Below are 23,567 nucleotides of genomic sequence, written 5' to 3' on the forward strand. Positions count from 1 at the left end.
ACGCGTATGTGCTAGAAAATCGAACCGGCGTGTTTAACAAAATCGCTCTGTAACGTAGTGGCTTTGTCCCAGTGGCCGGTCTGTGCCAGGTGATGGCACAGACGGGTCAGTGATAACCGTGCCAGCTGATAGGCCTGAACGCGGAACAACTGTTCACGCTCGGGATTACTCATTTCCTGCACCAGTCGATGATGCAGTTTGCCCAGCGCATGCAGGTAGCTCTGGTCGTCGCCGTTCAGTTGACAAATTTCTGCCATATCGAGACAGGTATCATTGAAGCGTCGCAGCTGTTCGATACCGGCGCCGGAGCGATCAAGTCGGGCCTGCGCCATGTAAAAATCGACGGTGATATCGCGGACAGAAAACTTGTAGTCGTCAATTTTATGCTGCAACCAGGCGGACACGGACCGATTCATGACGCACTCTCCTGCTAATGAGAATCATTATCATAATAACCTACGCGATTTTTAGCGATCGCGCGAGCAAAGTTTTATCGATAAATGCTACCTGTCAGAAAAATTGATATTAACAATCCAGACGCACCGGTAAGGGCGTAAACTGATTATTATTCTCAATAAGCATCAAGATGCCTTCGGTGACTTATTGATATATAATGGAATTATAAAACCCGCATAGCGCTTTTTTGGTGGATCACACCGCTGATTTAAGCGTCTATTCTTAAATATTAGCCGTAAAAAAAGCCGTTTCGCCTTTATCCCTGCAAAACAAGAGGTTGAAGTGATAATTGTTATCACTACCATAGGGGTATCAGCCAAACCAGGCTACGCATCATGAGGTACAGCATATGGCAACAGCAAATCCTGCATCTTTCTCTCCGGATGATTTTGTCTGGAAAGGACTCACGCTGACGGACTCAGCGGCAACGCAAATTCTCAACCTTGTCGCTACCGATCCGGCAGTCAGCGGTTTACGTCTTGGCATTAAGCAATCCGGTTGTGCCGGGTTCGGCTATACCATGGATTTGGTGAGCGCCGCCGAAGAGGATGACCTGGAGTTCACGCACAACGGCGCCTCGCTCTTTGTGCCGCTTCAGGCGATGCCTTTCATCGACGGCACCGAAGTGGATTTTGTCCGCGAAGGCCTGAACCAGATCTTTAAATTCAATAACCCTAAAGCCCAACACGCCTGCGGATGTGGTGAGAGCTTTGGCGTCGAGTAATAGCGATATGTCACAAAACAGCGAAACCCCAGATGATGTACAGGTATGGGATGGCGGCCGTCTGAAGTATAAAGAGGGCTTCTTTACCCAGCTTGAAACCGATGAAATGGCCAACGGCATCAACGAGGACGTGGTGCGGGCAATTTCTGCCAAGCGTAACGAACCCGAGTGGATGCTGGAGTTCCGGCTCAAGGCTTATCATGCCTGGACGCAAATGGAAGAGCCGCACTGGCTGAAGGCGAACTACGCCGGCCTGAACTATCAGGATTACAGCTACTATTCTGCGCCGTCATGCGGTAACTGCGACGACAGCTGTGCATCGGAGCCGGGCGCGACCCAGGCCGATGGCAGTCATCCCAACAGTAACTATCTGACGCAGGAAGTGGAAGACGCCTTTAATCAGCTGGGCGTGCCGGTTCGCGAAGGCCGTGAAGTTGCGGTAGATGCCATTTTTGACTCGGTATCGGTGTCAACCACCTACCGCGGCAAGCTGGCGGAACAGGGCATTATTTTCTGCTCATTCGGCGAAGCGATTCACGATCACCCGGAGCTGGTGCAGAAATATCTCGGTACCGTGGTTCCACACAACGACAACTTCTTTGCGGCGCTGAACTCAGCGGTGGCCTCTGACGGCACCTTTGTTTACATCCCGAAAGGCGTGCGTTGTCCGATGGAGCTTTCCACCTATTTCCGCATCAACGCGGCCAAAACCGGCCAGTTTGAGCGCACCATCCTGATCGCTGACGAAGACAGCTACGTCAGCTACATCGAAGGCTGCTCGGCGCCGGTGCGAGACAGCTATCAGCTGCACGCGGCGGTTGTGGAAGTGATCATTCACAAAAATGCCGAAGTGAAATATTCCACCGTGCAGAACTGGTTTGCTGGCGGCGAAGCTGAAGGCGGCATTCTGAACTTCGTGACCAAGCGCGCCCTGTGCGAAGGCGATCACAGCAAGATGTCCTGGACGCAGTCTGAAACCGGTTCAGCAATCACCTGGAAATACCCAAGCGTGGTGTTGAAAGGGGATTATTCGATTGGTGAATTCTACTCGGTGGCGTTGACCAGTGGCCGTCAGCAGGCGGATACCGGCACCAAAATGATTCACATTGGTAAAAACACCAAATCGACCATTATCTCTAAAGGGATCTCTGCCGGTAAAAGTCAGAATACCTATCGCGGTCTGGTGAAGATCATGCCGACTGCGACCAATGCGCGTAATTTCACCCAGTGTGATTCGATGCTGATTGGCGCGGAGTGTGGTGCGCATACCTTCCCGTATGTGGAAACGCGCAACAATAGCGCGCAGCTGGAGCATGAAGCGACCACCTCACGTATCGGTGAAGATCAGCTGTTCTATTGTCTGCAGCGTGGCATCAGCGAAGATGACGCTATCTCCATGATTGTAAACGGCTTCTGTAAAGATGTTTTCTCCGAGCTGCCGCTTGAGTTTGCCGTGGAAGCACAAAAATTGTTGGCTATCAGCCTTGAACATAGTGTGGGCTAATTGATAGCGCATTACCCGTTGCCGGAAAGCAATGTGAAGGATAATTTATGTTAAGTATTAAAGATTTACAGGTTAGCGTTGAAGACAAGGAAATCCTGCGTGGTTTGAACCTGGAAGTGAAGCCAGGCGAAGTGCACGCCATCATGGGGCCAAACGGCTCGGGTAAAAGTACCTTGTCTGCCACGCTGGCTGGCCGTGAAGATTATGAAGTCACCAGCGGATCGGTGGCGTTCAACGGCAAAGATCTGCTGGAACTTTCTCCGGAAGATCGCGCTGGCGAAGGCATCTTTATGGCGTTTCAGTACCCGGTTGAAATTCCCGGCGTCAGCAACCAGTTTTTCCTGCAAACCTCGGTTAACGCCGTGCGTAAATATCGTCAGCAGGGTGAACTGGATCGCTTTGACTTCCAGGACTTCATCGAAGAGAAGATCGACCTGCTGAAAATGCCTCAGGATTTGCTGACGCGCTCAGTAAACGTTGGCTTCTCCGGCGGTGAGAAAAAGCGTAACGATATTCTGCAGATGGCTGCCCTTGAGCCGCAGCTCTGTATCCTTGACGAGACTGACTCCGGCCTCGACATTGATGCCCTGAAAATCGTGGCTAACGGCGTGAACACGCTGCGCGACGGCAAGCGTTCATTCATCATTGTGACGCACTATCAGCGCATCCTGGATTACATTAAGCCAGATTTCGTGCACGTGCTCTATCAGGGCAAGATTGTGAAATCAGGCGATTTCTCGCTGGTTAAACAGTTGGAGGAGCAAGGCTATGGCTGGCTTACCGACGAAGAGTGAAACCGCGCTGCAACAGTGGCACCATCTGTTTGAATCGCGTGGCGACGCGCGCTCATTACAGGCTCAGGAGCACTGGCAGCAGCTGATGCGTGAAGGCTTGCCTACGCGCAAAAGCGAGCACTGGAAATATACGCCGCTGGATAACCTGCTTGGCCAGCAGTTCGTGCTGCCTGAGGTCGCTGAACTTGATGCGGCTCAGCTGCAGGCAATTTCGCTGCCGCTGGAAGCGGTGCGTCTGGTCTATCTGGACGGTGCGTTTCAGCCGTCGTTGAGCGACAGCGAATACGATCTGTTCGATATTCAGCTTTCTCAGGCGGCGCAGCGTCGTGCCTTGCCAGCGCCGGTGCAGCCTGAAGTGTTTCTGCACCTCACTGAAAGTCTGGCTGAACAGGTGACGTCGATTCGTGTTCCGCGTGGAACAACGCCTGCTCGTCCGCTTTACCTGCTGCATATCAGCAGCGGCGACGACAGCAAGTTGAACACCGTGCATTATCGCCATCATCTGCAGCTGGAAGAGGGCGCTGAAGCGCAGGTTATCGAGCATTACGTTACCCTGAATGGCAAAGCGCACTTTACCGGTTCACGACTGACCATGGCGGTAGGCGATAACGCCCGTCTGACGCACACCAAGCTGGCATTTGAAGATGCTGCCAGTTTCCACTTCGCGCATAACGATGTGGTTGCCGGCCGTGACGCACAGATCAACAGCCAGAGCTTCCTGTTGGGTGCGGGCCTGTCGCGTCATCACACCAGCGCGCAGCTGAACGGCGAAAATACCAACCTGCAGATTAATAGTCTGGTGCTGCCGGTGGGTAATGAAGTCTGCGATACCCGCACCTGGCTTGAGCACAACAAAGGTTATTGTCAGAGCCGTCAGCAGCACAAAGTGATTGTGCGCGACAAAGCGAAAGCGGTATTTAACGGCCTAATCAAAGTGGCGAAGCATGCGCTGAAAACTGACGGACAGATGACCAACAACAACCTGTTGCTGGGACGTTTGTCTGAGGTCGATACCAAGCCGCAGCTGGAAATTTATGCTGACGACGTCAAGTGTAGCCACGGCGCGACCATTGGCCGTATCGACGACGAACAGATGTTTTACCTGCGCTCGCGCGGTATCGCTGAAGAAGCGGCCGAGCAGATGATTATCTATGCGTTTGCCGCCGAGCTAACCGAAGCGATTGCTGATGACGTGTTGAAAGCCAGCGTGATGCAGCGTATCGCAGACCGTTTTCCTGGAGGAGTGGCATGAGTTACGATCTGGCGCGCATCAGGGCAGAATTTCCGATTTTGTCCCGTGAAGTCAATGGTCAGCCGCTGGCTTATCTCGACAGTGCGGCCAGCGCGCAACGCCCTTTGGCGGTCATTGACGCCGAAAGTTATTTTTATCAGCACGGCTATGCGGCGGTTCACCGCGGCATTCATACGCTGAGTGCTGAAGCGACCACCGCGATGGAACATGTGCGCAGCCAGGCTGCGCGCTTCCTGAACGCCGGTTCTGCCGATGAAATCATCTTTGTTAAGGGCACCACGGAAGGCATCAATCTGGTTGCCAACTGCTGGGGCCTGAGCCAGCTGAAAGCGGGGGATAATGTCATTATCACCGCTATGGAACATCACGCCAACATCGTGCCGTGGCAGATGGTGGCGGAACGCACCGGCGCTGAAATTCGCGTGCTGCCGTTAACGGAAAATGGCGAACTGGACATCGATCGCCTCGATGGCCTGATCGACAGCCGTTCACGTCTGCTGGCCGTTACCCACGTTTCTAACGTGCTGGGCACGGTTAACCCGGTCAAGGCGCTGGTGGCGAAAGCCAAAGCGGCCGGACTGGTAACGCTGATTGATGGCGCACAGGCGGTAATGCATGACAAGGTTGACGTGCAGGATATCGACTGCGACTTCTACGTCTTCTCTGGTCACAAGCTGTATGGCCCTAACGGTATTGGTATTCTCTATGGCCGTCAGGCGCTGTTAGAGCAGATGCCACCCTGGATGGGCGGTGGGGCGATGATCGATACCGTGGTGCTACCCGTGGGCACCACTTACGGCAAATCGCCATGGCGTTTTGAAGCAGGCACGCCTAACACCGGCGGCATTATCGGTCTGGGTGCCGCATTTGCCTGGATCGAGACGCTGGGCCTGCCCGCCATCAAGGCGCATGAACGCTCGCTGATGCGTTATGCACTCGACAAACTGGCGTCGGTGCCTGACCTGATTATCTACGGTCCAACCGAGCGTGCTGGTGTGATCGCGTTTAACCTCGGTAAGCATCACGCGTATGATGTTGGCAGCTTCCTGGATCAGTATGGCATTGCCATTCGTACCGGCCACCACTGCGCCATGCCACTGATGCAGCACTACGGCGTGCCGGCCATGTGTCGTGCCTCTTTCGCGCTCTACAACAGCGAAGAGGAAGCCGACCGTCTGGCTGCTGGTTTGACACGTATTCAACGTCTGCTCGGCTAACGGGCAGGCAAGGGAGGAAGGGATGGCAAATTTGCCGGACAGAGAAAGGCTGGTTCGCAACTTTAACCGGTGCGCTAACTGGGAAGAAAAATACCTTTATATGATTGAGTTAGGCGGTCGCTTACCAGAACTGTCTGATTCTTTGCGTCAGCCGGAGAACGCCATTTCCGGCTGTCAGAGCCAGGTATGGATCGTCATGGAGCCCCATGAGGATGGTACGCTGAGCCTGCTGGGTGACAGCGATGCGGCAATCGTTAAAGGCTTGATGGCTATCGTTTTTATCCTGTATGATCGGCTCACGCCGCAGGAGATTACCACCTTCGAACTGCGCCCGTGGTTTGAAGAACTGGCGCTGACTCAGCACCTGACGCCAACGCGTTCTCAGGGGCTGGAAGCGATGATCCGCGCTATTTTGAACAAAGCGCAGGCGCTCAGCTAGCTACACCTTCCTTGTGCACCTCGTTATGATAGGTAATGAGGTGTTTCACTAATGAAGAGTGTATCCATGAAATCTCTGTTTTGTCTTACAGGCATGCTGCTTAGCACGCTGTTCTGCACCATGCCTGTCGCTCAGGCAACTGAATATCCCCTTCCTCCTGCTAACAGCCGCCTGATTGGCGAAAATGTCACTACCGTTGTGCCCGATGATCATCATCCGCTGGAAGCCGTGGCGGCGAAATACAAGATTGGTTTGTTGGGTATGCTGGAGGCCAATCCTGGGGTCGATCCCTGGCTGCCAAAAGCGGGCACCCGCCTGATTGTTCCCACGCAAATGCTGTTACCAGATACCAAACGTGAAGGCATTGTGGTTAACCTGGCGGAGCTACGTCTTTATTATTACCCTAAAGGCAGCAATACGGTGGTGGTATATCCCATTGGCATTGGCCAGTTGGGCGCCGCCACGCCAATCATGGTCACCAGCGTTAGCCAAAAAATCCCCAACCCCACCTGGACGCCTACCGTTAATATCCGCAAGCGTTATGCCAAAGAGGGCGTAACGCTGCCCGGCGTGGTGCCCGCGGGTCCGGACAATCCTATGGGTATGTTCGCTATGCGTCTGGCGCGCGGCACCGGGCAATACCTGATTCACGGCACCAATGCAGATTTCGGTATCGGCATGCGTGTCAGTTCAGGCTGCATCCGCCTGCGTCCTGAGGACATCGAGGCGCTGTTTAACAGCGTGCCTAAGGGTACAAGAGTGCAAATCATCAACGAGCCGGTAAAATTCGCTACAGAGCCGGATGGTAAGCGTTACGTTGAGGTGCATCAGCCGCTCTCTCATACCGAGAAGGACGATCCGCAGACCATGAAAATTGCGCTTTCTGCCGGGCTGAAGAAGTTCGCACACAGTAACGAAAGCGATACGGCGCTGTTTAAGCAGGCTCTGGCGCGACGTTCAGGTATGCCGGTGCTGATTAACGACGGTGAGGCGATCGATGAGCACACGCCGTTACCGGCGATTCTGGCCGCACAAACGCCGGCCCAACCGGAAAATACAGAAGCTGGGAAGTAAATTGATGTGCTTTGCCAGGGAAGGCGAAGTAAAAGAGCAGGGCAGGAGGCTGAAAAAAAGATAAAAAAATGGCGCACAATGTGCGCCATTTCAAACCAGAACTCTTACTTACGGTAAGAGTGAGCCTGGTTGTCCAGACGCTGGTTAGCGCGAGCTGCGTCGTCTTTAGCAGCCTGAACGTCAGAACGCACTGCGTTCACGTCGTTGCTCAGCTGGTCAACTTTAGCGTTCAGAGTCTGAACGTCGGTAGACAGCTGATCAATTTTAGCATTGCTTGAACAGCCAGCCAGCAGAGTTGAACCCAGGATTACCGCGCCCAGTACCAGTTTAGTACGATTCATTATTAATACCCTCTAGATTAAGTTAATCTCCATGTAGCGTTACAAGTATTACACAAACTTTTTTGCAATGAGAATAAATTTTTGATGAGAACATGCTTAATTTCGCCTGTTCGGTCAAAGAAACAGCGTTCTGCAGCAAATCTATAAAAAATAGTGCGAAAACAGCAAGATTCTCATCGGAGTTAATCATGAAAAAGTGGTAATAAAACAGATTTTATCGATTGGAAATTTCTCAGTTTTTGTATTAAGCGAGAAATTAAAAAAGCGCCCGCAGGCGCTTTTAATTAACAGTAATGTAATTAATTACAGTACATGTACGGACGCTGTATTTGTAGTACCGCTCGGTACTAATGCACCCGATACCATCACGACAACGTCGCCTTTCTGACCGTAGCCGCTTTCCAGCGCCACTTCTTTACCAATGCGATAAAAATCATCCGTTGAGGCGATTTCAGTTACCAAACGTGTCTCAATCCCTTTGCTCAGGATCAGCTGACGCGCAGTGGTTTCATTGGTGGTCAGCGCCAGAATGGTGGCGTGCGGGAAATATTTACGCACTGACTTGGCTGATTTACCGCCTTCGGTAGCCACAACAATCAATGGCGCCTCAAGCTTCTCTGCGGTTTCCACCGCGCCGCGGCAGACGGCTTCGGTGATGCGCATTTTGCGGTTGTCTGACTGCGAATCGATGCGCTGTTTCATCACGCGATCGGTACGCTCACAGATGGTGGCCATGATAGTCACCGATTCCAGCGGGTATTTGCCCTTGGCGCTTTCGCCAGAAAGCATAACCGCATCAGTGCCATCGAGAATAGCGTTCGCCACGTCGCCTGCTTCGGCGCGGGTTGGACGCGGGTTCTTGATCATGGAATCAAGCATCTGCGTTGCGGTGATAACGACCTTACGTGCCTTGTTGCACTTTTTGATCATCATCTTCTGGGCAAAGATCACCTCTTCAACCGGAATTTCAACGCCGAGATCGCCACGCGCTACCATGATGCCGTCAGAAGCATCAAGGATTTCGTCGAAGTTGTTCAGGCCTTCCTGATTTTCGATTTTGGAGATGATCTGAATGTGCTCGCCACCGTGCTGCTTCAGGTGCTCACGGATTTCCAGCACGTCAGAGCGCTTACGAATAAAGGATGCGGCAACAAAATCAACGCCTTGTTCACAACCAAAAATCAGATCGCGCTTGTCTTTTTCCGCCAGGGCAGGCAGCTGAATTGACACGCCAGGCAGGTTAACGCCTTTGTTTTCGCCCAGATCGCCATTGTTCAGCACCTTACAAATCACGCTGTTTTCGGTGACTTCGGTCACTTCCATACCGATCAAGCCGTCATCTACCAGCACCGTGTTACCAATTTTCAGGTCAGCGGTGAAGCCAGAATAGGTCACAGCCACGCGCTCGCTGTTGCCAATGATTGACTGGTCAGTGGTGAAAGTAAACGTTTGACCCGCTTTCAGCGCAACGTCGTTGCCGCCTTCCAGCTTCATGGTACGGATTTCAGGGCCTTTGGTGTCGAGCAGAATGGCCGCCTGACGGCCCGTTTTTTCCAGCACGGCACGCATGTTGGTGATGCGCTGTCCGTGTTCGGCATAATCGCCATGGGAGAAGTTAAGGCGCATCACGTTCATACCTGCTTCAAGCAGGTTAGTGAGCATCTCTTCTGATTCAGTTTTCGGGCCGATAGTACATACGATTTTAGTCTTTTTCATGACAGTCATCTGTAAGTTGTGATGGATGATAAAGGTGTGGGTTCGATGGCATCGCCATCGTTAAGAATTGGTGCTTCAGCAGCAGAATGCGGTACAGACTAAGAATAGGTGACAGAGATAACGCGTGCAGGGGAAGTTGAGAACAACGCGGCGCATACTGGCCAGGCGGCGTTGCGCAAACGGGACGTAATAGAGTTATTGGCACGTTACGCTGAAACCATTCAAGTGGACAACGGAATTCATTATAAGCGCTAAGTATACGAAAACCAATTAAAAAGGTTGAGCGAAGCAGAATGACCGGAGGATTTCAGGGAGTTGCGCAACAAAAGAGGAGAGAACAAAGTGGTGCGTTCTAATGGACTCGAACCATCGACCCCCACCATGTCAAGGTGGTGCTCTAACCAACTGAGCTAAGAACGCTTTCAGAAATTGGTGCGTCCGAGTGGACTCGAACCACCGACCCCCACCATGTCAAGGTGGTGCTCTAACCAACTGAGCTACGGACGCACTGTGGTGCGTTCTAATGGACTCGAACCATCGACCCCCACCATGTCAAGGTGGTGCTCTAACCAACTGAGCTAAGAACGCACTGCACTGTCTGGGAGACAGCGGGGACGAATATTAACGGCAGGCATCACGGCTGGCAAGGAAAAAGCGTGATTTTTATTACTGACTGAACATCTGTTGTTCGACACGCCCGAATTTTGGGCGTGTCTTCGTGAAATACGGCAAAAATCAGTGGGCTGCACGCGCGAGAATGTTCTCTGCAGACTGCCTCTGCAAACGAATAATTCGCCAGATCATCATAATTGCCGCCGACGTCAGGCCGATAATAAAGCCGCACCAGAATCCGGCCGGCCCCATGGGCGCGACGACGATATCGGTCAGCGCAAGAATGTATCCGCTGGGCAGGCCGAGGATCCAGTACGCCACAAAAGTAATATAAAAGATGGAGCGGGTATCTTTGTAACCGCGCAAAATGCCGCTGCCGATCACCTGAATCGAATCAGAGAACTGATACACCGCCGCCAGCAGCATCAGCTGCGCCGCCAGCGTCACCACTTCGGGATTGTCATTATAGAGCAGGGCGATCTGATGGCGAAAAATCACGGTGAACAGAGCGGTACAGGCCACCATCATCACGCCCACGCCCTGCGCGGTCCAGGCCGCTACGCGGGCATCTTCAGGCGATCCCTGGCCAAGACGATAGCCGACGCGAATCGTAGCGGCGACGCCCATCGACAACGGCAGCACAAACATCAGCGAACTGAAGTTCAGTGCGATTTGGTGACCGGCCACCTGTACGATACCCATTGGTGATACCAGCAGGGCGACCACCGCAAACAGCGTCACCTCAAAGAACAGCGCCAACGCCACCGGCAGGCCGAGAGAGGTGAGTCGCCAGATGATTTTCCAGTCGGGCGGCGAATAGAACGTGTTGAGACGCACGTCATGCAGAAAATGCGCGCGGCCAATCCACCATTTCATAATGATAAACATCACCCAATAAACCGACGCGGTGGCGACGCCGCAGCCGATACCGCCCAGCGCAGGCATGCCGAAATGCCCGTAAATAAAGATGTAGTTCACCGGAATATTGACCATCAATCCAATAAAACCCATCACCATACCGGGTTTGGTTTTCGACAGGCCTTCGCACTGGTTGCGTGCTACCTGGAAAAACAGGTATCCCGGCGCCCCCCACAACAGCGCGTGTAGATAGCCGACCGCGATGTCAGCCAGCCGCGGATCGATGTTGTGCATAGCATGGATCGCGTAGCCGGCGTTCCATAACAGCAGCATGATAAGCAGCGAGACCAGCAAGGCGAGCCAGTACGCCTGGCGGACCTGAAGTGCGATGCGTTCGCGACGGCCTGAGCCGTTAAGCTGTGCCACGATCGGCGTCAGGGACAGCAGCAGGCCATGACCAAAAAGGATGGTCGGCAACCAGATTGAGGTGCCGATCGCCACGGCAGCCATGTCGGTGGCGCTCACGCCGCCTGCCATTACGGTGTCGACAAAACCCATCGCCGTTTGGGCGACCTGGGCAAGGATAACCGGAATGGCAAGGCCTAATAATTGACGCGCTTCTGTCCAGTACTTCTGCACGGGGTAAACCTTATTTTTAGAGGTGGGACGGCCAAAAAGAACGGTTTTGAGTAAACCAAAATAATCAGAATAATGAGTGGCATAGTTTAACGATTGGCGCGCATTTAGCCAATGCTGAATAACGGGTTATTACACGCATTACCATGGCGTTATTGCCATGGCAGGCCTTATTCTGGCAGCAGAATATGATAATATGAAAAAAAACCACGGAGGCAGAAGTATGTTTACCGGAATTGTTCAGGGCACAGCCAGGCTGCTTGCCGTTGACGAGAAAACGCAGTTTCGTACCCACGTGGTGCAGCTGCCAGCGGAGTTATTACCGGGTCTGGCATTAGGCGCGTCTGTTGCACACAACGGCTGCTGTCTGACCGTAACCCATATTGAGGGCGATCGCGTCAGCTTCGACTTAATAAAAGAGACGCTGCGTTTAACCAATCTGGGTGAATTACAGCCGGGCGACGTGGTGAATATCGAGCGCGCGGCAAAATTTAGCGATGAAATAGGTGGTCATCTGATGTCCGGCCACATCATCACCACCGCAGAAATTTGCAAAATCATCAATTCAGAAAATAACCGTGAAATTTGGTTTCGCCCGCAGGACGCCGCGCAGATGAAATATATTCTGCATAAAGGCTATGTGGGTATTGATGGCATCAGCCTGACGGTAGGCGATGTCACGCCGACGCGCTTCTGTGTACATTTAATACCGGAAACGCTGGCGCGTACTACGCTGGGGACCAAAAAACTGGGACAGCGAGTGAATATCGAAATTGATCCGCAAACCCAGGCGATTGTCGATACCGTAGAACGCGTGCTGGCACAGCGCGAAGGCGCGATTATGGCTGCTGCCAGTGGCGAATTTAAATAACGCCGATCTACAAAATAAAAAGGGCCGCTGAGCGGCCTTTTTTATGCCCTTTTTCAGCGGGCTACATGCAAACCACCCTCAACCCCACGGCTGAATACCACCTGCCACAACTGAATATCTCGCGCCCGAAACGCGCCGGCGCAGGCGTTCAAATAGTAGCTAAACATGCGCTTAAAACGTTCGCCATAAGCGGCTTCCAGCTGCGGCCACGCCTGCATAAAGCGTGTATGCCAGGCCATCAGCGTGGTGTCATAATCCGCACCAAAATTATGCCAGTCTTCCATGATGAAATGCGGTTCGCTGGCATCGGCAATATGCCGCACCGAGGGCAAGCAGCCATTAGGGAAGATATATTTATCTATCCAGGGATCGACATTCATATCGGTCTTTATGGCGCCGATGGTATGCAACAGAAAAATACCGTCAGGTTTTAAATTACGATCAACCACATCAAAATAGGTCGCGTAATTTTTCGGACCAACATGTTCAAACATACCTACCGATACAATACGATCAAATTGCTGATCCAGATCGCGATAATCCTGCAGCAGAATAGTGACCGGTAGTTCGGCGCAGCGCTGCTGAGCCATTTTTTGCTGTTCAGCGGAGATGGTTACGCCTGTTACCTGCACGCCATAATAACGCGCGGCGAATTCCGCCAGTCCGCCCCAGCCGCAGCCAATATCCAACAGGGTCATACCAGGTTCCAGACCAAGCTTATCGCAAATAAGCGTTAATTTTGCGCGTTGTGCCTCTTCCAGCGTGTCAGCTTTATGCCAGTAACCGCAGGAATATTGCATGTGGGAATCGAGTATCAGTGAAAAAAGGTCATTTCCTAAATCGTAATGTTCTTTACCGACAATCCAGGCGCGTTTTTTCGATTGTAGATTTTTCAGACGAGCAGCAGCAATACGCAGAGTATTTTTAAAATGGTGTGGCAACTTCTGATCCAGTTTGCCCTTTAATACGCGATGAAAAAACATATCCAGCCGCGCGCATTCCCACCAGCCATCCATATAACTTTCGCCGAGACCCAGCGATCCATCCTGTAACACCCGTTTAAAAAAATCGGGATGCTTCACCTGAATGTCCCACGGATGCGGCCCATTCACTTCGATACCGACGCCAGCCAGCATTTCATGTGCAATACGATACCAGTGATTCTCTTCCAGATTTACGTCTTCGATGCATGATGAACTCATAGCTTCTCCATCACCCGTATGATCAAAACTTGAGAAAAAGAATAGTCAATTTCTTTTCGTGTTGTGAGAGCACGCACGGAATTTCCATGCCCCTCGACATCGGCTTTTAACAGAGGTTTGAAAATAAAGAAAAAAATAAAACGTGATGCGAACGCAGCACTGAAAAAAAATTTACAGCCGTAACGGCGCATATTGCTAGCCGTTATGTTACTGATTTTAGATAAAATAATGCCCCGAATGAGTATATGCTCACCCAGGGCAATATTCAATGCATTATTGTTAGCGTGCTAACTTTGTGGCCAATCAGGATTCAGCTAACACCTGCTCAGGACGTTCCGCTGAACGCTGCCACCAGTAACCCGCAGCCGCCAGAAAAACGGTGCTGAGCATGGCGATGCTGGTGGTCAACAGCGGATGCGTCAGCCACTGCGAAACCGCCATGCTGGCGACAAAGCAGAGGCCTAACTGAAGCATATTCTGCAGCGCTGCCGCTTTACCGGTGGCGTGCGGAAAGGGGGATAACGCACTCGCTACCACAATCGGATAAATTGCGCCGTTGGCCATCGCCATACCACAGAAGGGGATTAGCAGCATGGTGAGCGAAGGATTACCGCTCATCGCCACCATAAACAGGGCGGTGATGCTGACGCTATAAAGCACAATCAGCCAGGGCAGCAGACGATCGCCGGTGGTGCGATTTAACGCGGCGCGACAGCTGTAACCGCCTACCAGAAACGCGATGGTTTGAGGAATATAGCTCAGGCCGATATCGCCAGGCGTCAGGCCCATATCGTGCAAAATAAACGGCGAACCGGTTAGCCAGGCAAAAAAGCTGGCCGAGCAGGCGGCATAAATCAGTACGTTACCGCTGTAGATAGCAGAACGCAGCAGCGTGGCAAAACCAGGCTGCGCCGTATTGGGCTTGACGCTGCGATCTTTGCTTTTCAGCAGTGAAGTCGGAATCAGCAGCAGCAGGCCAATCACCATCAGGGCGAGGAAAATCGCGCGCCATGAGAAATGCGACAGCAGCCACGCACCCAGCAAAGGCGCCAGCGCGGGCGACAGCGCCACCAGCGGCATAATGGTGGCGAACACCTTGTTAGACTGATGGGCTGGATACGTATCAACCACCAGCGCCTGCCAGCTAACGGCAGCAGCACAGACGCCAACCGCCTGCAGGAAGCGCAATACCAGCATCCAGTGGGTATCCTGCACCCACAGCATGCCGCCACAGCCAACGGCAAACAGTGCCAAACCAGCCAGCAGCACCGGCTTGCGGCCGATGCGATCGGAAAGCGGGCCCCAAATCAGCTGGGCAACGGCAAAACCGGCCAGAAAAATCGACAGGCTGGCGCTGATCACCCCAGCTTCAGTGGCAAAATCCTGCTGCATCAGCGAAAAAGCAGGCAGATACATGTCGGTGGCCAGAAAGCCGAGCATGCTTAATAACGCGAGGTAGGGTAAGAAAAAAATATTCCTGGTCATGGGACGCTCATCAAAATTATTGTCGGCGCAGTGTAAAAGCATGCACAGCGCGTTGTGAAACGGTAATATTTGCCTCTGGCTTTGAAATTTTTTGCAGGCAAAAAATGTGGTCTGAACATGGGTTAGAAGTCATTGATGCTGTGGCACGTACTGGCAGCTTCAGCGCCGCGGCGGAAGAGCTGCACCGCGTGCCTTCCGCTATCAGTTATACCGTGCGCCAGCTTGAGCGCTGGCTGGCTGTACCGCTGTTCGAACGGCGTCACCGCGACGTGGTTTTAACCGCGGCCGGGGAACATTTTGTCGTCGAAGGCCGTTCTGTTATCAAAAAAATGCTTGCCACCCGACGTCAGTGTCAGCAGGTAGCCAACGGCTGGCGCGGCCAGTTGAGCATCGCCGTTGATTGTATTGTTAAGCCGCCACGCACCCGGCAACTGGTGTTGGATTTCTATCGGCATTTCCCGGATATGGAACTGTTAATCAGCATGGAGGTGTTCAACGGCGTCTGGGATGCGCTGGCTGACGGGCGGGTAGATGTGGCCATCGGTGCCACGCAGGCGATCCCGGTGGGTGGGCGCTTTGCCTTCCGCGATATGGGAACCGTTAACTGGCGTTGCGTGGTGGAAAAATCACATCCGCTGGCCAGCATCACGGGTGTGGTCAGCGATGATGCCCTGCGTGAGTGGCCGTCGCTGGTGATGGAAGATACGTCACGTGCCCTGACGCGTCGCACCACCTGGACGCTGGATAATCAGCGTCGACTGGTGGTGCCTGACTGGCAAAGCGGCGTGGAGTGTCTACTGGCGGGATTGTGCGTCGGCATGATACCGGCGCACATTGCTGCGCCGCTGGAGCGGGACGGCACCTTACAGGCGCTGCAGCTGGCCAGCGAGTTCCCGGGCAGCCCCTGCTGTGTCAGTTGGTCTGAACAACAGAGTTCCCCTGCGCTAAGCTGGTTGCTCGATTACCTTGGCGATCCGGCCACGCTGAATCAGGAGTGGCTGCAGGAAAGCCATTAACGACGATAGTCGAGGAAAGGGCCGTCGGCGACTGAACGACGTTCAATCAGCGTCGGTTGCACCTCAATGGTTTGCTGCTGCTCGCGCTTGCTGAGAATGCGCTCCAGCAGCATATCCAGCGCGGTAACGCCCAGCTGCTCTTTTGGCTGATGTACGGTGGTCAGGGCAGGCGTAAAGTACCGCGCATTGCGCACGTTATCATAGCCGATCACTGAAATATCCTGCGGCACGCGCAAACCCATCTCATCCGCGGCACAAATTGCGCCCATCGCCATGATATCGCCACCGCAGAACACAGCAGTTGGCCGCTGTTTTTGTGACAGGATCTGCTGCATCGCCTTGTAACCAGACTCTGGTTCGAAGTCACCCTGGACGATCCACTCATCGCGCACGGCGATGTTGGCCTCATTTAACGCCTTAAGGAATCCCGCATGGCGACCGCCGCCAGTGTTACGTTCCAGCTGGCCGGGAATCGCACCGATATCGCGATGGCCGCGATCGATCAGATAGCGGCCCGCCAGATAACCACCGTGGAAGGCATTATCAAGTACGGTGTCGGTGAAATCGCCACGCGACTCGCTCCAGTCCATCACCACCATTGGAATATTGCGGTTCTCTTCCAGCATTTTAAGCAGGTCATCAGGATATTCAGAGCACATCACCAGCAGGCCATCGACGCGCTTTTGCGCCATCATCGACAGGTAAGCGCGCTGTTTTTGCAGGTCATTGTGGGCGTTGCCCAGAATCAATGTATATCCGCGATCAAAGCAGCGGTTTTCTACCGCCTCTATAATTTCGGCGAAATAGGGCGCTTCGCTTGAGGTAGCCAGCAGGCCGATCGACTTGGTGTGATTGACCTTAAGGCTACGGGCAACGGCACTCGGTGAGTAGTGCAACGTTTTGATTGCTGCCCATACCGCTTCGCGCGTCTCTTCAGCGACAAAGCGTGTTTTGTTGATGACGTGCGACACGGTGGTGGTTGAAACACCGGCCAGTTTTGCCACGTCTTTGATTGTTGCCATGGAAGTGCTACTCCTGCGCTTATCGCAAAGGGTTGATAAGCATAATGTTAAACGTTTGCGTCTGCGGAATATAATGCGGCGCAACCGGCCTTAATTGCCGAAGTAAACGCCAAAAATAGGGGGGTGACGTCGTTAAAAGCGCTAGCAGCAGACAGGTCGCGTAATGTTGCGCAACGCGAAGGGCGAATTCTAGCAAGGCTGCTGCAAGAAAACGAGATGTTTACCCAGCGAGAAAGATAAATCTTACGATAAAAAGATATCACGAGGATAACCATGAGCACTGATTTAAAAATGGCATTGTTGACCACCGCCGGCGCGCTGGCGGTCATCATCGCATTTAGCGTGACGGCCATTCTGCACTGACGCCGACAAAAAAGGCCGCATCAACGCGGCCTTTTTTTGTTGCGCAACAGCAGGTATCAGCGAATATTTTTCGGCGTCATCACGCGACGTGCGCCAACGTAATGGCGCTGCCAGTAATCTTCTCCCAGCGCTGTAATCTGAATATCTTTTCCGGTCCGTGGCGACTGAATGAATTTGCCATCGCCCAGATACACGCCAACATGGTCAGCAGCGCCGCGGTTGTTAATGCGGAAGAACACCAGATCGCCTTTTTGCAGCGATTCGCGGTCGATCTGAGCGGCATCACGCAAATGAAACATCTCGTTGGCGGTGCGCGGAATCTTATACTTAACCAGATCTTTATAGGCATACCATACCAGGCCGCTACAGTCGAAGCCGGTGTGCGGTGAGGCGCCGCCCCACTGATAAGGTTTACCCAGCTGACCCATCAGCTTATTCATCGCCGTTTCACGGGCTTTCTGATAGCGCGCGCGGTGTGCCTTGCTCATTTTCAATGGCGCCAGTTTTGCCGCGGCGGTTTCCGTCTCAGCGGCATCTGACTGGCGATGGCGGCCATAGCGTTTCAGTGAGCGAAGGGTCGTGCGGGATTTGGGGGTTTGCAGCGAAGCAGTTTGAACCTTGGTGCGTTTTTTAAGCTTTAATTTCTGTACGGCGGTGAGGCGTGACTTTTTCGTTGTGGTTTTTACCGCGCGCTTTTTGCGTCGGTCGTCATCGCGTGCCAGTTTCTTTTCTGCCTTGTGATGGGTGGCGTTGACGGGTGCCTGCGGCGACGCTTCAGCCACATTCATCATCAACTGGGCAAACGCCAGCACAAAAAGCGTAATTAATAGACGCATGAGTCGGTTACAGGTATAGGGCCCAATGAACAGCGTGAGCGAATAAATAGCATTAATCTGACCCGGCGGTCAGACCCGAGCAGCAATTCTAATCGAACTTTTTCACAAAAGGTAAGGTCTTTTTCCATTATTAATTCCAGCAGGCAAAAACGCATTGAAAATAAACAATTTCAGTCGGTTATCGCAGCACATTATTACGAATTATTAATTGATTAACCCTGTGCAATGATAAGAAAATGTTATTTACCGGCTATAATCGTTGTCGCCTTACGGCGCTCGTTCAATCGCGGCTGAAAAGTCGTTTCGGCGGCAGGCGAGAATCGCTACAATAAATAGACACGAAGTCATGAATTAAGGAAGGCAAAAATGAGTACTGTTGAAAAAATTCAGCGCCAGATCGCAGAAAACCCGATCCTGCTGTACATGAAGGGTTCGCCAAAACTGCCAAGCTGTGGTTTTTCTGCTCAGGCCGTGCAGGCGCTTTCTGCCTGTGGTGAGCGCTTCGCCTTTGTGGATATTTTACAAAATCCTGACATCCGCGCTGAGCTGCCAAAGTACGCCAACTGGCCAACCTTCCCACAGCTGTGGGTTGACGGCGAGCTGGTCGGCGGCTGCGATATCATTATTGAGATGTTCCAGCGTGGTGAGCTGCAGCCGCTGATTAAAGAGGCGGCTGAAAAGCACAAAGAAGCAGAATAAAAAAAGGGGCGCGATGCCCCTTTTTCCTGTCAGTTTACGCCTGCTCGTCTTGCTCGTCCTGCTCGTCCTGCGATTCTGCGGCAGCCATCGGCAATGGCCAGCCTCCCAGACGTTTCCAGCGATTCACCAACTCACAAAACAGCGCGGCGGTTTGTTCCGTATCGTACAGCGCAGAGTGCGCCTGCGTGCTGTCAAAGTCGATCTGCGCCGCAATACAGGCTTTTGCCAGCACGGTTTGTCCGAGCACCAGCCCGCTCAGCGCCGCAGTATCAAAGGTCACAAAAGGATGAAAGGGGTTACGCTTCATGTTGCAGCGTGCTGACGCCGCCATCACAAAGTTCAGATCAAAGGTCGCATTATGCGCCACCATCACCGCCCGATTGCACTCGTGCTCTTTCATACCCTTACGGATCATTTTAAAGATGGCATGCAGCGCGTCATATTCGCTGACCGCACCACGTAGCGGGTTTGCCGGATCGATGCCATTAAATGCCAGTGCTTCGGGCTGCAGCACCGAGCCTTCAAAAGGCTCAACGTGAAAATGCAGGGTTTCGTCAGCGTGCAGCCAGCCGGCATCGTCCATTTTTAAGGTCACTGCGGCGATTTCCAGCAGGGCGTTAGTTTTCGAATCAAAACCGGCGGTTTCGACATCAATAACCACGGGATAAAACCCCCGGAAGCGCTGTGACAGGGCATTTAGGTGATTCGATTCAGACATCAGGATCTCATTGAAGGGAAAATGCAGCGCGTATTATGGCAAAAAAGTGCGGGGCTTGCAGCAGGAAGGAAGAAGCGGGGCAGCGACGTGCCCCGAAAATAATCAGCTGCCCAGACCGGCGCCAGCGTGTTTGTTCTCAATCAGTTCAATCTTGTAGCCATCGGGATCTTCTACAAAGGCGATAATCGTGCTGCCGCCTTTGACCGGACCCGGCTCGCGCGTCACTTTCGCGCCCGCTTCACGAATGCGATCGCAGGTTGCCACGATGTCATCCACGCCCAGCGCAATGTGGCCGTAAGCGTCACCGAGGTTGTAGCTCTCAACGCCCCAGTTATAGGTCAGCTCCAGCACCGCACCTTCGCTCTCATCGGTGTAACCCACAAAAGCCAGATCGTATTTATATTCGGTGTTTTTGCTTTCACGCAGCAGACGCATGCCGAGAACGCGGGTGTAAAAATCGAGTGAACGCTGCATATCGCCAACGCGAAGCATAGTATGAAGTAAACGCATAAAGTCCTCTTGGTGTCGGGTCATCATCCGATGACGTTAATTCCAGTATAGTGCCGAACAATGCGGCCAGAAAGCTGGCCGCCCTGCACTATAGCGCAGGATAATCGGTATAGCCTTTTGCATCGCCACCGTAAAAGGTTTCCGGCTGCGGCTCATTGAGCGGCGCATTCTGACGCAGACGCTCAACCAAATCAGGATTGGCGATGTAATCGCGGCCAAACGCCACGGCGTCAATCAGGCCCTGAGCAATCAGCGACTCTGCTTTTTCAGCGGTATAGGCACCGGCGCCGATAATCACGCCAGGATAGGCCGCGCGTATCGCTTTACGGAAGGCATCGCTGTAAGGTTTGCCACCGGCCCAGTCAGGCTCGGAAATATGCAGATAGGCAAGATGGCGTTTGGCCAGCTGCTCAATATAGTAAATCGCGGCCTGCTCCTGATCTTCACCGTTGTCGAGGCCGTTAAATGGACCGAGTGGTGAAATACGGATACCGATGCGATCGGCTGCCCAGCCTTCAATCGCGGCATCGACCACTTCCAGCGCGAAACGCGTACGGTTTTCAACGCTGCCGCCATATTCATCGTCACGCTGGTTAGACGCCGGTGACAGGAACTGGTGGATTAAATAGCCGTGGGCAGAATGCAGCTCCAGCAGATCAAAGTCCGCTTCACGGGCATTGACCGCCGCCTGACGGAAATCTGCAACCGCTTGTTGAATCTCGGCCAGGCTCATGGCGCGTGGCGTTGAGGTCTCTTCGCGAATGGTTTTTCCCTGCTCTTCACGCAATGAGGTGCGTGTGTTAGCGGAGATAGCAGAAGGAGCCAGCGGCGCGCGCTGGTGGGGTTGCAGCGACGCATGCGAAATTCGGCCGGTGTGCCACAGTTGAACCGCGCTGTGGCCCTGGGCGTCATGAATGCCCGCGTTAATCGCCTTCCATGCCGAAATCTGCTCTGCCGTATGCAGACCTGGCGCACCGGCGTAACCTTTTGCCTCAAACGAGATTTGTGTGGCTTCGGTAATGATCAGACCGGCGCTGGCGCGTTGACGGTAATATTCGCCCATCAGCGGCGTAGGCACGTCGCCCGGCTCAATGCTGCGCAGACGCGTCAGTGGTGCCATAAAAATGCGGTTAGGTACGGTAATCGCACCCACGGTAAGTGGGGTAAACAGCGTGGATAATGACATTCATTGCTCCCTGGAGTAGACCGGTCGTCTCGACCGATCGGTTTTTTAAAAGGTAGACGGGCTGAGCAGGTGGGTAAAGACCCGTAAGGCATTGCTCATCGGTGCCACGTCGCGGGTAATTTTGCTCTGTAAGCTGGCACCCAGCCACAGCAGGTAGAGCGTTTCAGCACATGCCTGCGGCGAGGATTCCAGTGTTAATCCGTGCTGCGCCACCGCTTGCTCCAGCGTGGCGGCCAGCGTCGCCATAGCGGCCTGCGAACCCTGGGTCAGCGCATCGCGCATGCTTTCTGAGAGATCGCACACCTCAGCGGAAATTTTCACGCTCAGGCAGCCATAAATGTCACCCGACTCGCGAAAGCGCTGCTCAATCTGCTGATAAAACGCCAGAATGCGCTGCTGCGGCGGCGCATCGCCCTGCGCCAGAAAGGCGCTGAACTGCTGATGCGAACGTGCAAAATAGCGTTGCAGCAGCGCCACACCAAAAGCCTCTTTCGACACAAAATGATGGTAAAAAGAGCCTTTCGGCACGCCCGCCTGTTGCAGCAGTTCGTTCAATCCCATACCGGTAAAGCCGCGCTGCAGACAGAGCTGTTCGCCGGTGTCCAGCAGGTGCGTACGGGTATCCTGTCGGGTGGTAGTTTTCATGCTTATTACCTTAATAGACCGGTCGGTCTAATGCAAACCGCTGCGGCACAAACTGTTCACTAACGCATAAATTCAACTGCGCAACTTGCGCCGTAGCGGTAACGGGGCTTCAATAGAAATATGCCCATTCAGCAGGAGATCCGGTGGCCGAGCAACTAGAGTTTTTCCCGGTGCCCAGTCCGTGTCGGGGAATTTGCCAGTCAGACGAGCGCGGCTATTGCCGTGGCTGTTTGCGCAGCCGTGATGAGCGCTTCAACTGGATGAAATTCACTGACGCGCAAAAGCGCGAGGTGTGGCGTTTGTGTCGCCAGCGTTTCCTGCGCCTGCACCGTCAGGGCAAACCGCCTGAAATTCCTGATCCAGAGCAACCCTCGCTGTTTTAGCCCGCTTTGTCCTGCCGGGGAATCCGTTATACTCAGACGGAAATTACCCTCAAGGAGAATGTCCGTGCTGCAACGTCACCCGATCGCCCCGCAGGGGCCAGAATTTTCATCGCTTATCATGGGCTACTGGCGCCTGATGGAATGGCAGATGAATGCGCATCAGCTGCTCGGCTTTATTGAACAACATGTTGATCTCGGTATCAGCACCGTCGATCACGCCGATATCTATGGCGATTATCAGTGCGAAGCGGCCTTTGGCGATGCGCTGAAACGCTCGCCAGCGCTGCGCCAGCGTCTGCAGATCGTCACCAAATGTGGCATCGCCACGCGGGCGAAACCGGAACATCATATCGGCCATTACATTACCGATCGCGATCATATCTGCCGCAGTGCCGAACAGTCATTGCGCCACTTCCACACCGACTATCTGGATTTGCTGCTGATTCATCGCCCCGATCCGTTGATGGATGCGGATGAGGTGGCAGAAGCCTTTATTGCGCTACGTGAAAGTGGCAAAGTGCACCATTTTGGCGTCTCTAATTTCACCCCGGCGCAATTTTCTCTGCTGCAATCACGGCTGCCGTTTTCGCTGGTCACTAATCAGCTGGAAATCTCTCCGCTGCAGCAAGCCTCTTTGCTGGATGGCGCGCTGGATCAATGCCAGCAGCTGCGCCTGCGTCCAATGGCCTGGTCCTGCCTGGGTGGCGGCCAGCTGTTTAATGCGGCGGAATACCAGCCGCTGCGCGATGAGCTGGCGCGGGTACAGCAGGAGATCGGCGCCGACAATCTTGAGCAGGTGGTGTATGCCTGGATCATGCGGTTGCCTGCGCAACCACTGCCGATTATTGGCAGCGGTAAAATCGATCGCGTGCGGGCAGCCGTGCGATCCACTGAACTTTCTCTTTCACGACAGCAGTGGTTCCGCATTCGTAAAGCGGCGCTCGGCTACGACGTGCCTTAAGGTAAAGTCGTGTGAATTAGCGGCGAGAACGGTAATTAGCGTCCAGA

25 protein-coding genes and 3 tRNA genes are annotated in these 23,567 nt (G+C 53.4%); 13 read left to right on the top strand and 15 right to left on the bottom strand.

The annotated features are described in order from the left end of the window. Positions 1 to 11: 11 nt before the first annotated feature. A complete protein-coding gene (locus ACJY2L_RS05140) occupies positions 12 to 416 on the bottom strand; it encodes a hypothetical protein (RefSeq protein WP_067430284.1) in 405 nt (134 codons plus the stop codon). Between the two features lie 389 nt (positions 417 to 805). Here ACJY2L_RS05140 and sufA point away from each other — a divergent pair, with 389 nt between their 5' ends. From sufA to ACJY2L_RS05175, 7 genes are all read left to right on the top strand, one after another. Next, on the top strand, positions 806 to 1,180 hold the full coding sequence (gene sufA, locus ACJY2L_RS05145) for a Fe-S cluster assembly scaffold SufA (protein ID WP_067430287.1): 375 nt from the start codon (positions 806 to 808) through the stop codon (positions 1,178 to 1,180). Between the two features lie 7 nt (positions 1,181 to 1,187). Beyond that, the gene (gene sufB / locus ACJY2L_RS05150) at positions 1,188 to 2,684 is read left to right on the top strand and encodes a Fe-S cluster assembly protein SufB (protein WP_439212645.1); all 1,497 of its coding nucleotides are present in this window, start codon (positions 1,188 to 1,190) and stop codon (positions 2,682 to 2,684) included. A 47-nt stretch (positions 2,685 to 2,731) separates the two neighbouring features. Further along, the gene (sufC, locus tag ACJY2L_RS05155; RefSeq protein WP_067430293.1) at positions 2,732 to 3,478 is read left to right on the top strand and encodes a Fe-S cluster assembly ATPase SufC; all 747 of its coding nucleotides are present in this window, start codon (positions 2,732 to 2,734) and stop codon (positions 3,476 to 3,478) included. Then, the gene (gene sufD, locus ACJY2L_RS05160) at positions 3,453 to 4,730 is read left to right on the top strand and encodes a Fe-S cluster assembly protein SufD (protein ID WP_067430296.1); all 1,278 of its coding nucleotides are present in this window, start codon (positions 3,453 to 3,455) and stop codon (positions 4,728 to 4,730) included. Before sufC ends, sufD begins: the two co-directional genes overlap by 26 nt. After that, the gene (gene sufS, locus ACJY2L_RS05165) at positions 4,727 to 5,947 is read left to right on the top strand and encodes a cysteine desulfurase SufS (RefSeq protein WP_067430299.1); all 1,221 of its coding nucleotides are present in this window, start codon (positions 4,727 to 4,729) and stop codon (positions 5,945 to 5,947) included. The genes sufD and sufS overlap by 4 nt, the downstream gene beginning before the upstream one ends. 22 nt (positions 5,948 to 5,969) lie before the next feature. Beyond that, positions 5,970 to 6,386, top strand: coding sequence for a cysteine desulfuration protein SufE (sufE, locus tag ACJY2L_RS05170; protein WP_067430302.1), 417 nt, complete (start codon positions 5,970 to 5,972; stop codon positions 6,384 to 6,386). 66 nt (positions 6,387 to 6,452) lie between these two features. Beyond that, complete coding sequence (locus ACJY2L_RS05175; protein WP_439211976.1) at positions 6,453 to 7,460, top strand: L,D-transpeptidase family protein; 1,008 nt, start codon at positions 6,453 to 6,455, stop codon at positions 7,458 to 7,460. Positions 7,461 to 7,564: 104 nt separating this feature from the next. On the opposite strand, the gene ACJY2L_RS05180 is transcribed toward ACJY2L_RS05175, so the two are convergent. The 6 genes from ACJY2L_RS05180 to ACJY2L_RS05205 form a co-directional block, all read right to left on the bottom strand. After that, positions 7,565 to 7,801, bottom strand: a complete 237-nt coding sequence (locus ACJY2L_RS05180) for a major outer membrane lipoprotein (RefSeq protein WP_052898670.1) — start codon at positions 7,799 to 7,801, stop codon at positions 7,565 to 7,567. Positions 7,802 to 8,104: 303 nt separating this feature from the next. Beyond that, on the bottom strand, positions 8,105 to 9,517 hold the full coding sequence (gene pykF / locus ACJY2L_RS05185; protein WP_067430308.1) for a pyruvate kinase PykF: 1,413 nt from the start codon (positions 9,515 to 9,517) through the stop codon (positions 8,105 to 8,107). 343 nt (positions 9,518 to 9,860) lie between these two features. After that, positions 9,861 to 9,937: transfer RNA gene (locus ACJY2L_RS05190), tRNA-Val, on the bottom strand. Between the two features lie 10 nt (positions 9,938 to 9,947). Next, a tRNA-Val gene (locus tag ACJY2L_RS05195) sits at positions 9,948 to 10,024 on the bottom strand. Between the two features lie 4 nt (positions 10,025 to 10,028). Next, positions 10,029 to 10,105: transfer RNA gene (locus ACJY2L_RS05200), tRNA-Val, on the bottom strand. Positions 10,106 to 10,252: 147 nt separating this feature from the next. Then, positions 10,253 to 11,626: an MATE family efflux transporter gene (locus ACJY2L_RS05205; protein WP_439211977.1), complete on the bottom strand. Its 1,374-nt coding sequence runs from the start codon at positions 11,624 to 11,626 to the stop codon at positions 10,253 to 10,255. Between the two features lie 220 nt (positions 11,627 to 11,846). On the opposite strand from ACJY2L_RS05205, the gene ACJY2L_RS05210 reads away from it, so the two are divergent. Further along, positions 11,847 to 12,494 (top strand): riboflavin synthase, encoded by a 648-nt coding sequence (locus tag ACJY2L_RS05210; RefSeq protein ID WP_067435299.1) that lies wholly within the window; start codon positions 11,847 to 11,849, stop codon positions 12,492 to 12,494. Between the two features lie 53 nt (positions 12,495 to 12,547). On the opposite strand, the gene cfa is transcribed toward ACJY2L_RS05210, so the two are convergent. Both cfa and punC read right to left on the bottom strand, forming a co-directional pair. Then, positions 12,548 to 13,696 (bottom strand): cyclopropane fatty acyl phospholipid synthase, encoded by a 1,149-nt coding sequence (gene cfa, locus ACJY2L_RS05215; protein ID WP_439211979.1) that lies wholly within the window; start codon positions 13,694 to 13,696, stop codon positions 12,548 to 12,550. Between the two features lie 303 nt (positions 13,697 to 13,999). After that, the gene (punC, locus tag ACJY2L_RS05220; RefSeq protein ID WP_439211980.1) at positions 14,000 to 15,181 is read right to left on the bottom strand and encodes a purine nucleoside transporter PunC; all 1,182 of its coding nucleotides are present in this window, start codon (positions 15,179 to 15,181) and stop codon (positions 14,000 to 14,002) included. A 104-nt stretch (positions 15,182 to 15,285) separates the two neighbouring features. Between punC and punR the strand changes: the two genes are divergently transcribed. Continuing rightward, positions 15,286 to 16,197, top strand: a complete 912-nt coding sequence (punR, locus tag ACJY2L_RS05225; RefSeq protein ID WP_264272761.1) for a DNA-binding transcriptional activator PunR — start codon at positions 15,286 to 15,288, stop codon at positions 16,195 to 16,197. Here punR and purR read toward each other — a convergent pair. Next, entirely contained in the window at positions 16,194 to 17,219 is a 1,026-nt protein-coding gene (gene purR, locus ACJY2L_RS05230) for an HTH-type transcriptional repressor PurR (protein WP_067430323.1), read from the bottom strand. The two genes, punR and purR, sit on opposite strands and share 4 nt — an antisense overlap. A gap of 273 nt (positions 17,220 to 17,492) precedes the next feature. Between purR and cydH the strand changes: the two genes are divergently transcribed. After that, positions 17,493 to 17,582: a cytochrome bd-I oxidase subunit CydH gene (cydH, locus tag ACJY2L_RS05235; protein WP_157883858.1), complete on the top strand. Its 90-nt coding sequence runs from the start codon at positions 17,493 to 17,495 to the stop codon at positions 17,580 to 17,582. A 56-nt stretch (positions 17,583 to 17,638) separates the two neighbouring features. Here cydH and ACJY2L_RS05240 read toward each other — a convergent pair whose 3' ends face one another. After that, complete coding sequence (locus ACJY2L_RS05240; protein ID WP_067430326.1) at positions 17,639 to 18,418, bottom strand: C40 family peptidase; 780 nt, start codon at positions 18,416 to 18,418, stop codon at positions 17,639 to 17,641. Between the two features lie 366 nt (positions 18,419 to 18,784). Here ACJY2L_RS05240 and ACJY2L_RS05245 point away from each other — a divergent pair, with 366 nt between their 5' ends. Continuing rightward, complete coding sequence (locus ACJY2L_RS05245; protein WP_067430329.1) at positions 18,785 to 19,117, top strand: Grx4 family monothiol glutaredoxin; 333 nt, start codon at positions 18,785 to 18,787, stop codon at positions 19,115 to 19,117. A 34-nt stretch (positions 19,118 to 19,151) separates the two neighbouring features. On the opposite strand, the gene rnt is transcribed toward ACJY2L_RS05245, so the two are convergent. The 4 genes from rnt to ACJY2L_RS05265 all read right to left on the bottom strand — a co-directional run bounded on the left by rnt (position 19,152) and on the right by ACJY2L_RS05265 (position 22,176). Next, the gene (gene rnt, locus ACJY2L_RS05250) at positions 19,152 to 19,835 is read right to left on the bottom strand and encodes a ribonuclease T (protein WP_067430332.1); all 684 of its coding nucleotides are present in this window, start codon (positions 19,833 to 19,835) and stop codon (positions 19,152 to 19,154) included. Positions 19,836 to 19,937: 102 nt separating this feature from the next. Further along, positions 19,938 to 20,345 carry a lactoylglutathione lyase gene (gene gloA, locus ACJY2L_RS05255; RefSeq protein ID WP_067430335.1) on the bottom strand — a complete coding sequence of 136 codons (408 nt, stop codon included), beginning with the start codon at positions 20,343 to 20,345 and terminating at the stop codon, positions 19,938 to 19,940. 88 nt (positions 20,346 to 20,433) lie between these two features. Further along, positions 20,434 to 21,531, bottom strand: coding sequence for an alkene reductase (locus ACJY2L_RS05260; RefSeq protein WP_439211981.1), 1,098 nt, complete (start codon positions 21,529 to 21,531; stop codon positions 20,434 to 20,436). A gap of 45 nt (positions 21,532 to 21,576) precedes the next feature. After that, a complete protein-coding gene (locus ACJY2L_RS05265) occupies positions 21,577 to 22,176 on the bottom strand; it encodes a TetR/AcrR family transcriptional regulator (RefSeq protein ID WP_187486695.1) in 600 nt (199 codons plus the stop codon). Between the two features lie 143 nt (positions 22,177 to 22,319). Between ACJY2L_RS05265 and ACJY2L_RS05270 the strand changes: the two genes are divergently transcribed. Continuing rightward, positions 22,320 to 22,559, top strand: coding sequence for a DUF1289 domain-containing protein (locus ACJY2L_RS05270; protein WP_067430344.1), 240 nt, complete (start codon positions 22,320 to 22,322; stop codon positions 22,557 to 22,559). A gap of 58 nt (positions 22,560 to 22,617) precedes the next feature. Then, positions 22,618 to 23,520: an aldo/keto reductase gene (locus tag ACJY2L_RS05275; RefSeq protein WP_439211984.1), complete on the top strand. Its 903-nt coding sequence runs from the start codon at positions 22,618 to 22,620 to the stop codon at positions 23,518 to 23,520. The last annotated feature ends 47 nt before the right edge of the window (positions 23,521 to 23,567 follow it).

The sequence above is a fragment of the Duffyella sp. Ts4 genome (assembly GCF_051851875.1).
GTDB lineage: Bacteria > Pseudomonadota > Gammaproteobacteria > Enterobacterales > Enterobacteriaceae > Duffyella > Duffyella gerundensis.